Origin of the sequence: Enterococcus sp. E4-223 (assembly GCF_035727065.1) — a bacterium.
Classification (GTDB): Bacteria; Bacillota; Bacilli; order Lactobacillales; family Enterococcaceae; genus Enterococcus_B; species Enterococcus_B faecium.
The window spans coordinates 19,116-34,138 of the sequence record NZ_JAPMLH010000004.1; the positions used below are offsets into that span (position 1 = coordinate 19,116).

The following is a 15,023-nucleotide window of genomic DNA, read 5'->3' on the forward strand; positions in this document are numbered from 1 at the left end:
ATATGTCTAAAACAATTGCAATCAATGCTGGGAGTTCAAGTTTGAAATGGCAATTATATCAAATGCCAGAAGAAACCGTAGTTGCGAAGGGGATCGTCGAACGTATCGGTTTACAAGATTCTATTTTTACCATCAAGTACGGCGATAATCAAAAATTCGAACAAATCATGGATATCGAAAACCACGAAGTAGCAGTAAAAATGCTGTTAGATCAGTTGATTGAACTGCAAATTTTAAGCTCTTATGATGAAATCACCGGAGTAGGGCACCGTGTTGTTCACGGAGGAGAAACTTATGGGGATTCAGTAGTGATCGATGAGAAAGTAATGGACCGCATTGCTGAATTAGCAGAATTTGCTCCTTTGCATAATCCTGCAAACTTAATGGGGATCAAAGCGTTTAAAAAGATTTTACCTGACATTTTGAGTGTGGCTGTATTCGATACATCTTTCCACTCAACAATGCCAAAGCAAAATTATTTATATAGCTTACCGGTGTCTTATTATGAAGATTTCAAAGTAAGAAAATATGGCTTCCATGGCACAAGTCATCGTTATGTGTCGGAACGTGCGGCAAAATTATTGAACAAACCGATCGAAGAACTAAAAATCATCACTTGCCACTTAGGAAATGGTGTATCGATCACAGCAGTCGATGGAGGTAAATCCATGGATACTTCTATGGGATTCACACCATTAGCTGGGGTGACAATGGGTACACGTTCAGGTGATATCGATCCAGCTGTTCTCCCATATTTAATGGAAAAATTAGAGATTGATATTGATGAAATGATCAATGTTTTGAACAAGAAATCTGGTCTGCTAGGCCTAACAGGATTGTCTAGTGATATGCGTGATCTTGAAAAGAACTATGAAAAAGAACATATTCGTTTAGCTTATGATATTTTCGTGGACCGCATCCGAAAATACATCGGCGGTTATGTGACAACGATGAATGGTGTTGATGCAATTGTCTTTACTGCTGGTATCGGCGAGAATGACGGACATGTACGTAGTGAAATCATCAAAGGTATGTCTTGGTTTGGTTGTGAAATCGATCCAGCGTTGAATGAATTGCGTGGTGAAGAAGTAGATATCTCTACAAAAGAATCAAAAGTAAGAGTATTAGTGATCCCAACAGATGAGGAACTAATGATTGCCCGTGACGTGGAGCGTCTGCGCGGCTAAGCCAAAGCATTCGTTAGGATAAAAGATGAAACGCATGCAAGAGGGAATTCTTGCATGTGTTTTTTTGCGGAGAAGACCGCAAAATGGTAATTTAACTTCAATTTCCCTTCTTTTTTACAGGATCTTCTTAGGGAATTTTGCTTGGAAAAGTGGTCAAAAGGGAAAAGACTGGCATTTTATTTATTGATTTTCAGGAAAATCCCAATATTTTATTTTCATTCATCTTTATAAGGGACATTACATATGTAAAAAGAAAAAACATTTTTAGATCAGCCTCGTGGGCTGTCGACTTTATTCTTCGCTTTATGTTTAGCTAGAAAATCGATCCGAAACATTTATTGATCGAATAATAAAAACTTGATTTTCCACCTGTGCTTTGACTGAATCGTGAAAGCACAGGTATGAAAATCAAGTTTTTTGTTGCGAAAAAGCGTCCTAGTCAAAGTTGGCCGAGCGGCTGGCGGCTGATCTGCTCCTGCTCAATAACGAGTGCTTCTTGGAAGTGTTGCTGCAAAAAGTAGCGATCATGGCTGACTGCTAGGAGCGTTCCTTGATAGTCTTGCAGCATTTCTTCAATTTCTTCTCGAGCATAGCTGTCGAGGTGATTGGTTGGTTCATCCAAAATCAGGACGTTGATTTTTTCTAAAAAGAGTTTCAGCAACGCCAAACGGATTTTTTCACCACCGGATAAATCTTTGATCCGTTTACCCACATCGCTTTGATAAAAGCCACTTTTGGCTAATTGCCGTCGAGCGACTTCTTCGTTTCCAGTCAATGTGATGGCGTAAGCCAGCAAACGGCTATCGGGATCGGCAAACTGCAGCTGCTGCGGCAAATAACCGATTTGCAAGCTACTACCTAATTTGATGGTGCCACCGTAAGGCTTTTCCTCACCGAGTAATAATTTGAGTAAGGTTGATTTTCCTGCACCATTGTCGCCGATGATGGCTAAATGATCTCCACGATAGACTGCAAAACTGCTTTCTTTGAATAGTACTTGATCAGCGTACTGCTGGTGCAAGTTTTGAATGATGAAAACTTCTTTGCCAGATTTTCCACCATTAGACAAGCTTTGCAGCCGATTTTTCGGGGGAGCTGGCGGTTTGACGAGTGTCAGTTTCGCCAGGCGGCGTTCCAGTTCTTTGGCTTTTTTGAAGAAGGACTCATTGTCTCCTTCATGTGCCCACTGACGAAAACGACGAATCATGACTTTCAACCGCTGGACTTCTTTTTGCTGCAGTTCGTAATTTTTTGTCAGCTCAGCCAAGCGAGCTTCTTTCAAGACTCGAAAACGGCTGTAGTTTCCGGGATACTCAATCAATGCACCTTCTTCCAGTTCCCATGTTTTTGTGGTGACTTGATCGAGAAATTGCCGATCATGAGAAACGACCAGAACCGATTTTTTTGTATTCTGTAAATAGTTTTCCAACCAGCGAATACTGTTAAGATCTAAATGATTGGTCGGTTCATCGAGTAAAAGTAAATCGGCATCGGCTGCTAAAATTTTGGCTAAAGCGACTTTAACTCGTTCGCCTCCGCTAAGTTCTGTTAACCGTGCTTCCTGACGGTGTGGAATCCCTAAGCCTTGCAAGATCGCTGCAATCCGGTCTTCTAATACGTAACCGCCTAGTTCTTCAAAGCGATGCTGCAGCTCACCGTAACGGGTCAGACACTTCTCTAAGTTTGTATCTGGTTCTGTCATCAATGCTTCGTAGCGACTCATTTGCTGTTTGAGGTCCTGTATCTCAGCGGCAGAATGGAGCAAGTAGTGGTTGACGGTTGCTTCGGAAACTGTAAGTTCTTGTTCGACCGTCCCGATCTTTAAGCCTTTTTTGCGACTGATAACACCGCTGTCGACACCTTCTCTGCCGGTCAAGATTTGTAAAAAGGTTGATTTGCCAGTTCCGTTGATACCGACTAAGGCAATTTTTTCACCAGCTTCAATTTGACAGGATAAATCCTCAAATAATGGATTCCCGCCGATTGTTTTTTTAATAGAAATTGCTTGTATGATCATGATCTCTCTCCTTGAGACCACTCAAAAAGGCCATGGTTATCCATGGCCTGTGTTATTTAAACTCAGATTATCATGAGAAAAATACCTTGAGATGGCCATTGATTTTACGTGAATTCAACTGTTTTGGACAAACTTGTCCCGTCAACAGCAACTGTAAAACCAATTGCATGGCTAAATGCGATATGGTATCGTTGGTAATTTTCATTACTTGTTATTTTAGTCATGCGCATCATAGTATTTTCCCTCCTTCGTGTAGTTGTCTTTTTCAGTGTACCTGAAAGTGTCAGAAAGTTCAACTAGCGCTGACATTTACTTAATATTTATCGATGCGTAATTCTGTCAGAGAGCTTTTTTTTATCTGACTGATGGTAATGTCTCGTGGACCACATCATTGTATTCTGAGCTAAACCAGCGTTCAGGCGAAATCATATGGTGTTTGATAAAAAACTTTGTCTACATGACTTCCTTTTGCAATTTGCTTAATACCGTTGCATTAAACAGCTCTTCTCTTTGGAAATCACCAACATCGCGTTCAGGAGTATCGTTGTGGTTACAATGGCAAGCGGTAGCCTTTCATCAATTCTTGAATGATTTACCGAATGTAGCACTTGCCTTCTCGCGGTACCCGAACCCGAAATAAAATTTTAGTTTGGCGATAAAATCGGTATCCGCCATCGATACTTCATATTTTTTCGTATCAGATTCATCGGAAACTTCCACATTGACGAACCAATAAGCTTTGGCATGCTTAGGTCGTTTTAAACCACACCAGGGCGACTAATCGCCCGCCGGTGTTCACTTTTTTTATTTTACTTGAACTCATTGACTGTTTTCCCTTTATTTTAAACATTATAAAGACCAATGAGTGCTTGCCGCGTCTTTTGTTTTTATCACGGTTTTTTGTGCAAAAAAACCTGCCGATAGTTGGCAGGTCGTCTACGTGTTAAGCTTTGGTGTGGTCTTTAGCTGGCAATTGGTTTTCTAAATCAGTTCGGACAACAAGCACATCGCAAGCTGCGTTTCTAATAACATATTCAGAAACAGAACCAATAAATAAACGTTCTACAGCATTCAATCCTGTGGCTCCTAACATAATCAAATCTACTTGATTATCTTCTGGGATTTCTCTGGCGATAATTTGTTTTGGTGAGCCATATTCTACGACAGAGGTTACATTATTCAAGCCAGCTTTCTTCGCATTGCTTTCATAATCTGCCAATGTTTGCTTTGCCATTTCAGTAGCTTGTTCTGCAAGCATTCCATCAAAGGATGAAACGGTTTGGAAAGAACGTGTGTCAATGACATGTGCTAATAGAAGTTCTCCGTTATTTCGGATAGCTACATTGACCGCCTTTTTAAAAGCTAATTCAGCTTCATCAGAACCATCTACGGCAACCATGATTTTTTTGTATTGTTGTAACATAAGCATTCACTCCTCAAGTCAATCGTATTGTACTCTTTTATTGTAGAACACTTTAGGGAAAAAGAGAATTATTTACTGCTTTGGTTCAGCAATTTTTTTTGCAAATCGGATACTGAAGGTGGCAGAAACAATAATTACGATCAGTAAAAAGACCAAGGCAATAAAGCGTTGATTGAAAAAAGCTGTTAAAATACCCATTACGCCTAAAACAGCATATGCAGCTCCGTAAAATTGTAGGAATCCTTGATTTTTATCATTTTTGTTGATCAATACAAAAAAGATATCCTGTTTATTAAATAAATAATAGCTAACGAATAATAATACTAAAGTGGCGATAATCATTAAAATCCCAATCATGAACAAATCCTCCAAAATAAGCAACAAATAGAAAAAGCAATTTGCCAAGAGCAAATTGCTTTATTCTTTAAAAGATGGTAATCTCCGTTAATGCCGTTGTTTGTCCTGTAGTATTGATCCCGCGAATTCAAGCAGGTGGGTCCCATGGTCGTAGCTTCGAACTACCAAATGATAAGGCATGTTACCAGCAGTGACACAAGACGGGTCCCAAGATATCAATAAAAATGTTCGGTCAACACACAAAGAGGACAATTCGAACATCACAGATTTCCCACCTCTATAGTAGCATATGAATTTAAAAAGAGCAATGAGAGAGCTCGCAGAAACAGAACCGTTTTCTTGTCTAGTTTTTTGGAGGATGCTTTTTCCACTCTTTTATACGGTAATACTGTTGACCCAGAGCCTGTTCATATTTCCCTGTATCTTTTGGCTGATAATACTGAGCATTCTTCAGTTTATCTGGTAAATATTGCTGATTGACCCAAGCCTGATCAAAATGATGAGGATACTGATAACCCACGCCACGGTTGAGGGATTTCGCACCTTTGTAATGGCTATCTCTCAAATGATCAGGAACATCTCCAGCTTTGCCCTCTCGAATATCAGCAAGTGCTGCATCTAATGCCATGTAGGCAGAATTGGATTTTGGCGACAAGCAAAGATCGACGACGACGTCTGCTAGTGGGATACGTGCCTCAGGCAATCCCAATTTTTCAGCAGCTAATACAGCGTTCACTGTACGAGCCGCAGCAGCAGGATTACCTAAACCTATATCTTCATAACCGATAACCATCAGACGCCGGCAAATACTTGCCAGATCACCTGCCTCAACTAAACGGGCGAGATAATGAAGTGCAGCATCCACATCACTTCCACGAATCGATTTTTGAAAAGCCGAAATAACGTCATAATGAGCATCTCCATTTTTGTCATGGGTAAGAGCTTTTCTTTGGACACATTCTTCAATGATCGACAGTGTAAGATGAATCCTTCCTTCTTTATCTGAAGGAGTCGATAGTGTAGCCAGTTCCAGCCCATTCAATGCACTCCGCAAATCGCCGTTCGTTGCACGCGAAAGGTGAAGAAGAGCATCTTCGTCTAACTGGATTGCTTGTTGTCCAAGGCCGCGTTCTTTATCCCTTAAAGCATGTTCGACTGCCAACTGGATGTCTTGTTCTGTTAATGGTTTGACTTCAAAGATCTGTGTACGGCTGCGGATCGCTGGATTGATGGTAATATAAGGATTCTCAGTAGTCGCTCCGATCAAGATGATTCGGCCACTTTCTAAATGAGGAAGCAGAAAATCCTGTTTTGTTTTATCTAATCGGTGTACTTCATCCAATAAGAGGATCACTGTACCACTCATTTTTGCTTCTTCCGCTACAACTTGTAGATCCTTTTTTGAATCTGTAGCGGCGTTTAGCATGCGAAATGCATAGTTAGTAGAGCCGGCGATCGCACTTGCGATACTCGTTTTTCCAGTACCAGGAGGTCCATATAGAATCATGGAAGAGAGCATGCGAGCATCGACCATGCGGCGTATGATTTTTCCTTCCCCGACTAGATGCTGCTGACCAACGACTTCATCGATCGTTCGAGGTCTCATGCGATAAGCCAATGGCTGTTGCATAGGATTTTCCTCCTTCTTGTTTTTACGTCCCTTAATTATATCATATTTAGCAAGATGCCTAGAAAGAACAGCCTTCTGTTGTTTTGTTTTCATAGCTTATCCAACTAATATTGTGTATGATAAAGTAGGTGAGAAAAATGACGGATAAACAAAAGATAGATGAATTTTTTTGGAATAAAACGACGCCAGAAGTGGCACGGGATTTATTGGGGATGTATTTGGAGCATGACACACCAGAAGGAAGATTAGCTGGATATATTGTAGACGCGGAAGCATACCTAGGTCCAGAAGACGAGGCTGCCCATAGCTATGGTTTAAGAAGAACACCGCGTGTGCGGGCAATGTATGAAAAACCAGGTACGATCTACCTTTACACGATGCATACTCATCGGATTTTGAACATCATTACTCAGCCAGAAGGGATTCCTCAAGGAGTAATGATACGTGCAATCGAACCCGCCGCAATGATTGATCAAATGAGTAAAAATCGTGGCGGAAAAACTGGTCCAGATATCAGCAACGGTCCGGGAAAATTAGTGGAAGCATTAGCAATTCCTCAAGAACTTTACGGTCAGTCTATAGCAGATAGTTCGTTACGCTTAGTTTTTGAGAAAAAAAAGACACCAAAAAAGATCAATGCTTTGCCTAGAATCGGTATCCCAAACAAAGGTGTATGGACAGAAAAGCCGTTGCGTTTTGTTGTGTCGGGAAATCCTTATATCTCTTTACAAAGAAAAAACCAAATCGAGAAAGATTGGGGTTGGAGGAAAGAAAATGAAAAAGAAGGATCTATTAACATACTTAGATGAAATAATTGAAAAACAAGTGACAGACTATGATGTAGCTTTAGATTGGGATACAAAAAATCATACGATCGAGATCGTTGTTCGCTTGTTTGCAGAAAATAAAGCACAATTTGAGATTGATGATGCAGAAGGGATCGTTTCGCAAGAACCAATTATCGAATTTGAAGACGGCGTACTTCTTTTTAATCCTCAGAAATCTGTTTTTGATGAACGCAATTATCTAGCAGTAATCCCTTATGAAGGAAAAAAAGGGTTGGCAAAATCAGTAGCTGATTCTTTAGTGGAATATCTAAATGAAGTATTAGCTCAAGGGCAAAGCGATTTGCTTGATTTTTTGGATGAAGACGATGACGAAGCTGTATTCGAGCTTCACTGGGATAATCAGCAACTAGCAGAATTAGTAGAAGTAAAACAGCAAAATGAAGCAGATACTTATTTACCGTACCCAAGTTATTAAGGAGTGACAGATATGAAATGGAATGAAGTAAAAGTAGAAACTGAAAGTGAAGCAGTCGAAGCAGTTGCTAATATTTTGATGGAGGCAGGGGCGAGTGGTGTCGCGATTGAAGATTCTTTAGATGTTGAACATTTTCAGTCGGATCAATATGGTGAGATTTTAGATAAAAATGATTTTACATCGCTGAAAGAAGGCGCACTAGTCATGGCTTATTTTCCGGAAACGACTTTCTTACCGGAAATCTTGCCTTTTATCAAAGATCGTATCACACAATTACCTGAGTTTGGTCTAGCTATTGGAAAAAATAAAGTAACAGTTAGTGAAGTAGAGGAAAGCAACTGGGCAACAGCCTGGAAGAAATACTATCATCCGGTGCGTATTACGCGAATGCTGACGGTTGCGCCAAGCTGGGAAAACTACCAGACAGAAGATCCTCTAGAAAAAATTATCACACTAGATCCTGGTATGGCATTTGGCACAGGCACTCATCCCACGACTTCCTTGACATTGACAGCACTAGAAACAGTCTTGCGTGGTGGTGAAACATTGCTAGATGTGGGAACTGGGTCGGGCGTGCTAAGTATTGCAGCAAAATATCTTGGTGCAAAAGATGTCTATGCCTTTGATTTAGACGAAGTAGCCGTTCGTTCGGCGAAAGAAAATATGGATATGAATGAAATAGCCAAAGATGTCCATGTATCAGCTAACGATCTTTTGACAGGAATCGAGATTGAAAGTGATGTAATCGTTGCGAACATTTTAGCAGATATCATCTTATTGATGATCCCAGATGCTTGGCGTTTACTGAAGCAAACAGGCACGCTGATCGTTTCAGGAATCATTGAAGAGAAGAAGCAAATGGTTCTGGATGCCATGTTAGAACAAGGGTTTATCTTGGATCAAATTTTCCAGCAAAAAGACTGGTATGCAATTATTTTGAAAAAACCAGAGGTGGAATAGATGCAGCGGTATTTTTTAAAAGAATCATATGAATCAAAAGACTATTTTGTTTTAGAAGGGGAAAACTATCACCACATTGTACGGGTTATGAGGATGGAACCCGAGGATGAAGTTTTTTTGGCATTCAATGATCAAATAGCCATTGTTGCAGAAATCACGGAGATTACTGAAGAGGCTGTTTATCTGAAAGAAATTAAAAAAGAAGAAAATCAAAAGGAACTGCCAAGTTCGATTACCATAGCGAGTGGCTATCCTAAAGGGGAAAAGCTGGATTGGATCGTTCAGAAATCCACTGAATTAGGAGCGCAAGCTTTTCTTGGTTTCCCGGCATCAGCCTCTGTCGTTAAATGGGATGCAAAAAAACGTATGAAACGACAACAACGGCTTGAAAAGATTGCTCAAGAGGCAGCGGAACAATCCCATCGGCAGATCGTGCCATCAGTAGAGTTATTGGAAACGAAACAAGATTTATTTGAGCGGCTAGATGATTATGACGTGGTCTTGGTTGCTTATGAGGAATCAGCAAAGCAAGGCGAAAAATCAAATGCAGCCAAAATTCTTAGTGAAACAAAACCAGATAGTCGAATCTTAGCTGTCTTTGGACCAGAAGGTGGATTATCCCGCGATGAAGTCGATTATTTTGTAGAACACAAAGGGATACTTTGTGGATTAGGACCAAGAATCCTTCGTACAGAAACAGCACCTCTTTATTTATTAAGTGCTGCTAGCTATCAATGGGAATTAATGAATCCTTCTTTCAGCTAACGTTCTTCATTAATAAAAGAGTATCGACAGAAAGAATTGAAAAAATAGTCAACAATTTGTATAATAGAAACAATTATTTATACAATGGATACGAAAAATCGTTTGAAAAAGCTTTTAAAAAGCGAACATTTCCGTAAAAAAACGTATAACTGCACGGATTTTGGGACAATTATCAAACAGATATTTGTCCCGATTCCCGTTTTACCGAAAAAAGAAAGGGGGATCGATTCCTGTGACAAAAGAAGAAATTTTAACGGGACCCGGTGTCATAAAGCTCGTTAGTCAATACATGGGTCCCGAACATGTAGCATTTGTTGAGAAAGCATGCGAATACGCGACTGCTGCACATGACGGACAGTTTAGAAAATCAGGCGAACCCTACATTATTCATCCTATCCAAGTCGCAGGTATATTAGCAGATTTAAAAATGGATCCCCATACAGTGGCTACAGGCTTCTTACATGATGTTGTTGAAGATACAGAAATCACTTTAGAAGATCTGAGAGAAGAATTTGGCGATGACGTTGCTATGCTAGTGGACGGCGTAACCAAATTAGGGAAAATAAAATATAAATCCCACGAAGAGCAGCTAGCAGAAAACCACCGAAAGATGCTGCTAGCAATGGCTCAAGATTTACGAGTTATCATGGTCAAATTAGCTGATAGACTACATAACATGCGTACGTTGAAGCACCTGCGAGAAGATAAGCAAAGAAGGATCGCTCAGGAAACTTTAGAAATCTATGCGCCTCTTGCACATCGTCTAGGGATCAGCCGGATCAAATGGGAATTAGAAGATACAGCACTTCGTTATCTAAATCCAAAACAGTATTACCGTATCGTCCACTTGATGCAGACGAAGAGAGAAGAACGTGAAAAATACGTAAGTGGTACTGTTGAAGATATTCGAATAGCAACAGAAGAGCTGGGGATTTTTGCAGAAATCTATGGACGGCCAAAACACATTTATTCAATCTATCGTAAAATGAAAGATCAGAAAAAGCAGTTCAACGAAATTTATGACTTGCTAGCTATTCGAGTGATCGTAGATTCAATCAAGGATTGTTATGCTGTATTAGGAGCAATCCACACAAAATGGAAACCAATGCCCGGCAGATTTAAGGATTATATTGCCATGCCAAAAGCTAATATGTACCAATCTTTGCATACTACCGTGATCGGTCCGGCAGGAAATCCGGTAGAAATTCAAATCCGAACACAGGAAATGCATGAAATCGCTGAATTCGGGGTTGCTGCACACTGGGCCTATAAAGAAGGAAAAAATGAAAAAGTAGAACCAGATGGTATGACGAAACAATTAAGCTGGTTCCATGAGATACTCGAACTTCAAGACGAAAGCTATGATGCTTCTGAATTTATGGAAGGCGTAAAAGGAGATATCTTTAGTGATAAAGTCTACGTCTTCACACCAAAGGGAGACGTTACTGAGTTACCAAAAGGATCCGGACCATTGGACTTTGCATACAGTATCCATACGGATATCGGTAACAAAACCACTGGTGCAAAAGTAAATGGCAAAATGGTGCAGCTTGATTACAAATTGAAAAACGGAGATATCATTGAGATCATGACTTCTCCAAATTCATTTGGCCCAAGTCGCGACTGGTTGAAATTAGTTGCTACTAGCAAAGCAAGAAATAAGATCAAACGTTTCTTCAAAGCCCAAGATCGAGAAGAAAATGTGATCAAAGGCCACGAATCCGTGGTCAAATGTATTACAGATCTAGGATTTACGCCTAAAGATATTTTGACGAAGAACAAACTGCAAGAAGCACTCGATCGTTTTAATTATCAAACAGAAGATGATCTCTATGCAGCTGTAGGGTATGGAGAAGTTAGCCCCTTGACGATGGCCAATCGTCTGACTGAAAAAGAACGTAAAGAACAAAAAATCGAGCAGCAAAAGCAAGAAGCAGAAGAAATCATGAATCAGCCGAAAAAAGAACCTGACAAAATGAAAGTACGTCATGAAGGTGGCGTTGTCATTCAAGGGGTAGAAAACTTACTAATTCGTATTAGTCGCTGCTGTAATCCGATTCCTGGTGATGATATCGTTGGTTATATCACTAAAGGCAGAGGGATATCCATTCATCGTCGAGATTGTCCGAATGTTCAGCCTGACAAACCAAATGTAGCAGAACGTTTGATTGAAGTCGAATGGGAAGATACATCGAATACACGAAAAGAGTATGATGCAGATTTGGAAATTTACGGCTATAATCGTTCAGGCTTATTGAATGATGTACTTCAAACAGTCAATGCGCTAACGAAAAATCTCAACAGCGTTGAAGCACGGACGAATAAAGATAAAATGGCGACGATCCATTTGACGGTTGGTATCCAGAATTTATCCCACCTAAAGAGTATCGTGGATAAAATCAAAGCAGTACCTGATGTCTACAGTGTACGCCGGACGAATGGATAGGAGGACAGATATGAGAGCAGTTGTTCAACGGGTAAGTAAAGCTGCTGTGTCAGTCGATCAGCAAGAAATTGGAAAAATTGGCTACGGCCTACTTGTTTTATTAGGCATTCATGAAACCGATACGCAAAAAGACGTGGACTATCTGGTAAAAAAAATTGCACAAATGCGTATTTTTGAAGATGAACAAGGAAAAATGAATATTAGTGTAGAAGATGTGGGAGGACAAATTTTAAGTATCTCTCAATTCACACTGTTTGCGGATACGAAAAAAGGAAATCGACCAAGCTTTGTGGAAGCCGCACGACCAGAAACAGCTATTCCTTTATACGAATCATTCAATGAAGGAATCAGAAGTCGCGGCATCACAGTCGCTACCGGACAATTCGGAGCAGATATGTCGGTTTCTCTCGTCAATGATGGACCTGTAACGATCATTATTGATTCTAAAAACAAATAAAGTAATCTGGTTTTCACTAGTAAAAACTATGAAACACGTCGCTTAAGTTAGACTGATAAACTCTAACTTAAGTGGCTTTTTTGTCTGCAAAAAGCGCTTCTTTTGTCAGCAGTCGGAAAAAAAGTTAAGCTTAAATTATACAAGTTATTTTTTATAGGAGGTTGCTGAAGATGAAAGAAGTACCAGTAGTAGATATCAAAATCACAGATTTAAAAAAATTGTATCAAAAAGGATACAACATGTTGGAGGAGTTACGCCATGAAGCGGACGCTCCCGTCGTCAAAGCAAAGATTTTCAATAAAGAAGCTATCACGATCTACGGATCATCAGCAGCAAAAGTATTTTATGATCCAAGGAATTTCAAACGAAAAGGTGCTATGCCAAAATTAGTATTGAAGACACTTTTTGGTCAAGGTGGAGTACAGACTTTGGATGGAGCTGCTCATCACCATCGGAAAAATATTTTTATGGATCTAATGACACCAGAAAGAATGGAAGATTATCATCGTATCTTAGATAAGAATCTGACACAAGCACTTGAAGCACAGCATGGTCAATTTGAACTATTTGATTTAAGTAAGATGGTTTTCTTTACATCTATTTGCGAGTGGGCAGGTATCAATTTATCAGCGATTTCTAAAGATGAGGTCGAAAAATTAGCAGAATATCAAATCTCTATGATCAGCGGAACGTTTACTTCTCCGATTGATCACATAAAAGGTGTCGAAAATCGCAAAAAATCAGAAAAATGGGCGCAAGGCTTGATTGAAGAAGCTCGACAAAATCCTGTGGCTGGAAAAGAAAATGTGGCATTATATGCTTTTGCCAATGCCACAGATTTAGATGGTCAGCTTTTACCTCTGGAAGTGGCAGCTGTTGAATTATTGAACATCATCCGTCCAACGGTTGCTCTAACTGTGTGGGCGGCATTGATGGGACATGCACTTTTCAGTAGACCAGATTTGTATCAGCAATTAAAAAATGACTTTTCGACGTTACAAGATCCGTTTATTCAAGAAATGAGACGCTATTATCCTTTCTTCCCAATGCTACCTGCGATTTCGCTGAAAGAAGTAGAAGTAGATGGTTATCGTATACCAGAAGGCAGTTGGGTTATTTTAGATTTATATGGAACAGACCATGATGAACGAACAGTTGAAGCGCCAGATTCCTTTATGATCAAACGGTATGTAGGGAAAGCAAAAGATATTTCCTATAAAGAAGAATATGAGATGATTGCACAAGGCGGGGGAGATTTTCGACAAATGCATCGCTGTGCAGGAGAATGGATCACTCTTCATAGTCTACGTGTGTTTTCCGATCAGCTAGTAAATAAGTTTGAGTTCTCTGTACCTGAACAAGATTGGACGATTCCGTTCAATCAGTTTCCAACTTATCCGAATAGCCGAGCGCTACTTTACAAGAATTAGATTAGCATAAACTTATCGAAAAAAAGGAAGATCAAACAGTGCTGATCTTCCTTTTTTCATATTACTATAAATTGATAAAGTCAATTGATCAAAATCCGCGAAATGCTTCATCAATGGTTTGATAATCTTCATTGGATAAATGCAAATCTAAAGCTTGGACATTGTCAGATACTTGCTCTGGACGCTTAGCTCCAGGTATAACTACAGACACTCGTGGATTCTTCATGTACCAAGCTAAAACAAGTTGCGCAGGAGTGGCTTGGTATCTTTTAGCGATGGGGCGAAGTACATCGACAGCGGTTAAAATTTCTCTGAAACGTTCTCCTTGGAAATCTGGGTTTCTTTTTCGAGGATCTCCTTCACCAAATTGTTTTTCCTCACCAAGTTCATATTTTCCTGTCAGCAAACCGGAAGCAAGAGGAAAATAGGGAACAAAACTGATTTTGTTTTTTTCAAGATAAGGGAATAATTCTTTTTCAGCCTGCCGATGGATCAAACTGTATTTATCTTCTACTACATCGACATATCCATCTGCATTCGCTTCTTTCAATTGTTCTAACGTGAAGTTTGACACACCGACTGCTCGGATTTTTCCTGCTTCTTTTAATTCATGCAATGTAGCAACTGATTCATTTTTTGGTGTGCTTTCGTCCGGAAAGTGGATATAAAAAATGTCGATGTAATCAGTTTGCAGACGTTTTAGTGCATCTTCCACCGATTGTTTGAGAAACTCAGGAGAATTATCAAATGTTCGCCCTTTATTTGGTACATGAGCAGCTTTTGTAGCGATGACGACACGTGAGCGATCATATTCTTTTTCCTTCAGTACCTCGCCAATCAGTTCTTCGGAACGGCCGTTTCCGTAAGCATAAGCGGTATCGATCAAATTGATCCCGCTATTCAAAGCTGTACGAACTACTTGTTTTCCTGTCTCATCTTCCAAACCGCCAAAAAGATTATGTCCTCCAACGGCATTTGCTCCTAATCCAAGCTGTTCTGCGTAGACTTGTGAATGTCCGATTCTTATTTCTGCCATAGCTGATTCCTCCTTTTTGTCTAGTCTAAAACAAAATACCAAAAAGCTGAAC

The 15,023-nt window shown here is 39.9% G+C and carries 15 protein-coding genes and 1 other RNA gene; 8 read left to right on the plus strand and 8 right to left on the minus strand.

What is annotated here, in order from left to right:
- Positions 1 to 2 precede the first annotated feature (2 nt).
- Complete coding sequence (locus tag OS139_RS06630; RefSeq protein ID WP_002286171.1) at positions 3 to 1,187, plus strand: acetate/propionate family kinase; 1,185 nt, start codon at positions 3 to 5, stop codon at positions 1,185 to 1,187.
- A gap of 439 nt (positions 1,188 to 1,626) precedes the next feature.
- Here the strand turns inward: OS139_RS06630 and abc-f are convergent, their stop codons facing one another.
- The 7 genes from abc-f to OS139_RS06665 all read right to left on the minus strand — a co-directional run bounded on the left by abc-f (position 1,627) and on the right by OS139_RS06665 (position 6,614).
- On the minus strand, positions 1,627 to 3,204 hold the full coding sequence (abc-f, locus tag OS139_RS06635) for a ribosomal protection-like ABC-F family protein (protein ID WP_325066843.1): 1,578 nt from the start codon (positions 3,202 to 3,204) through the stop codon (positions 1,627 to 1,629).
- A 104-nt stretch (positions 3,205 to 3,308) separates the two neighbouring features.
- Positions 3,309 to 3,437 (minus strand): hypothetical protein, encoded by a 129-nt coding sequence (locus tag OS139_RS06640; protein WP_002293651.1) that lies wholly within the window; start codon positions 3,435 to 3,437, stop codon positions 3,309 to 3,311.
- Positions 3,438 to 3,780: 343 nt separating this feature from the next.
- The gene (locus OS139_RS06645) at positions 3,781 to 3,924 is read right to left on the minus strand and encodes a portal protein (protein ID WP_002293650.1); all 144 of its coding nucleotides are present in this window, start codon (positions 3,922 to 3,924) and stop codon (positions 3,781 to 3,783) included.
- A gap of 223 nt (positions 3,925 to 4,147) precedes the next feature.
- On the minus strand, positions 4,148 to 4,627 hold the full coding sequence (locus OS139_RS06650) for a universal stress protein (RefSeq protein ID WP_002293649.1): 480 nt from the start codon (positions 4,625 to 4,627) through the stop codon (positions 4,148 to 4,150).
- Between the two features lie 72 nt (positions 4,628 to 4,699).
- Positions 4,700 to 4,984 carry a hypothetical protein gene (locus OS139_RS06655; protein ID WP_002332211.1) on the minus strand — a complete coding sequence of 95 codons (285 nt, stop codon included), beginning with the start codon at positions 4,982 to 4,984 and terminating at the stop codon, positions 4,700 to 4,702.
- A 77-nt stretch (positions 4,985 to 5,061) separates the two neighbouring features.
- Positions 5,062 to 5,256, minus strand: a non-coding RNA gene (gene ssrS / locus OS139_RS06660) — 6S RNA.
- A 71-nt stretch (positions 5,257 to 5,327) separates the two neighbouring features.
- Entirely contained in the window at positions 5,328 to 6,614 is a 1,287-nt protein-coding gene (locus OS139_RS06665; protein ID WP_002289088.1) for a replication-associated recombination protein A, read from the minus strand.
- A gap of 137 nt (positions 6,615 to 6,751) precedes the next feature.
- Here OS139_RS06665 and OS139_RS06670 point away from each other — a divergent pair, with 137 nt between their 5' ends.
- From OS139_RS06670 to OS139_RS06700, 7 genes are all read left to right on the plus strand, one after another.
- On the plus strand, positions 6,752 to 7,423 hold the full coding sequence (locus tag OS139_RS06670) for a DNA-3-methyladenine glycosylase (RefSeq protein WP_002297596.1): 672 nt from the start codon (positions 6,752 to 6,754) through the stop codon (positions 7,421 to 7,423).
- Positions 7,389 to 7,877, plus strand: coding sequence for a DUF3013 family protein (locus OS139_RS06675; protein ID WP_002289091.1), 489 nt, complete (start codon positions 7,389 to 7,391; stop codon positions 7,875 to 7,877). Before OS139_RS06670 ends, OS139_RS06675 begins: the two co-directional genes overlap by 35 nt.
- 12 nt (positions 7,878 to 7,889) lie before the next feature.
- Positions 7,890 to 8,837 (plus strand): 50S ribosomal protein L11 methyltransferase, encoded by a 948-nt coding sequence (prmA, locus tag OS139_RS06680; RefSeq protein ID WP_002332210.1) that lies wholly within the window; start codon positions 7,890 to 7,892, stop codon positions 8,835 to 8,837.
- The gene (locus tag OS139_RS06685; protein ID WP_002289095.1) at positions 8,838 to 9,602 is read left to right on the plus strand and encodes a 16S rRNA (uracil(1498)-N(3))-methyltransferase; all 765 of its coding nucleotides are present in this window, start codon (positions 8,838 to 8,840) and stop codon (positions 9,600 to 9,602) included.
- A gap of 232 nt (positions 9,603 to 9,834) precedes the next feature.
- A complete protein-coding gene (locus OS139_RS06690) occupies positions 9,835 to 12,048 on the plus strand; it encodes a RelA/SpoT family protein (RefSeq protein WP_002289096.1) in 2,214 nt (737 codons plus the stop codon).
- A gap of 10 nt (positions 12,049 to 12,058) precedes the next feature.
- The gene (dtd, locus tag OS139_RS06695) at positions 12,059 to 12,505 is read left to right on the plus strand and encodes a D-aminoacyl-tRNA deacylase (RefSeq protein ID WP_002289097.1); all 447 of its coding nucleotides are present in this window, start codon (positions 12,059 to 12,061) and stop codon (positions 12,503 to 12,505) included.
- A 170-nt stretch (positions 12,506 to 12,675) separates the two neighbouring features.
- Positions 12,676 to 13,935 (plus strand): cytochrome P450, encoded by a 1,260-nt coding sequence (locus OS139_RS06700; protein ID WP_002301280.1) that lies wholly within the window; start codon positions 12,676 to 12,678, stop codon positions 13,933 to 13,935.
- Positions 13,936 to 14,023: 88 nt separating this feature from the next.
- On the opposite strand, the gene OS139_RS06705 is transcribed toward OS139_RS06700, so the two are convergent.
- The gene (locus OS139_RS06705) at positions 14,024 to 14,971 is read right to left on the minus strand and encodes an aldo/keto reductase (protein ID WP_002332209.1); all 948 of its coding nucleotides are present in this window, start codon (positions 14,969 to 14,971) and stop codon (positions 14,024 to 14,026) included.
- Positions 14,972 to 15,023: the final 52 nt, after the last annotated feature.

Bases quoted from the DNA above. Each gene is read 5' to 3' on its own strand.
- OS139_RS06630 (WP_002286171.1), top strand. From the start codon at position 3: ATGTCTAAAACAATTGCAATCAATGCTGGGAGTTCAAGTTTGAAATGG.
- abc-f (WP_325066843.1), bottom strand. From the start codon at position 3,204: ATGATCATACAAGCAATTTCTATTAAAAAAACAATCGGCGGGAATCCA.
- OS139_RS06640 (WP_002293651.1), bottom strand. From the start codon at position 3,437: ATGATGCGCATGACTAAAATAACAAGTAATGAAAATTACCAACGATAC.
- OS139_RS06650 (WP_002293649.1), bottom strand. From the start codon at position 4,627: ATGTTACAACAATACAAAAAAATCATGGTTGCCGTAGATGGTTCTGAT.
- OS139_RS06655 (WP_002332211.1), bottom strand. From the start codon at position 4,984: ATGATTGGGATTTTAATGATTATCGCCACTTTAGTATTATTATTCGTT.
- OS139_RS06665 (WP_002289088.1), bottom strand. From the start codon at position 6,614: ATGCAACAGCCATTGGCTTATCGCATGAGACCTCGAACGATCGATGAA.
- OS139_RS06670 (WP_002297596.1), top strand. From the start codon at position 6,752: ATGACGGATAAACAAAAGATAGATGAATTTTTTTGGAATAAAACGACG.
- OS139_RS06675 (WP_002289091.1), top strand. From the start codon at position 7,389: ATGAAAAAGAAGGATCTATTAACATACTTAGATGAAATAATTGAAAAA.
- prmA (WP_002332210.1), top strand. From the start codon at position 7,890: ATGAAATGGAATGAAGTAAAAGTAGAAACTGAAAGTGAAGCAGTCGAA.
- OS139_RS06685 (WP_002289095.1), top strand. From the start codon at position 8,838: ATGCAGCGGTATTTTTTAAAAGAATCATATGAATCAAAAGACTATTTT.
- dtd (WP_002289097.1), top strand. From the start codon at position 12,059: ATGAGAGCAGTTGTTCAACGGGTAAGTAAAGCTGCTGTGTCAGTCGAT.
- OS139_RS06700 (WP_002301280.1), top strand. From the start codon at position 12,676: ATGAAAGAAGTACCAGTAGTAGATATCAAAATCACAGATTTAAAAAAA.
- OS139_RS06705 (WP_002332209.1), bottom strand. From the start codon at position 14,971: ATGGCAGAAATAAGAATCGGACATTCACAAGTCTACGCAGAACAGCTT.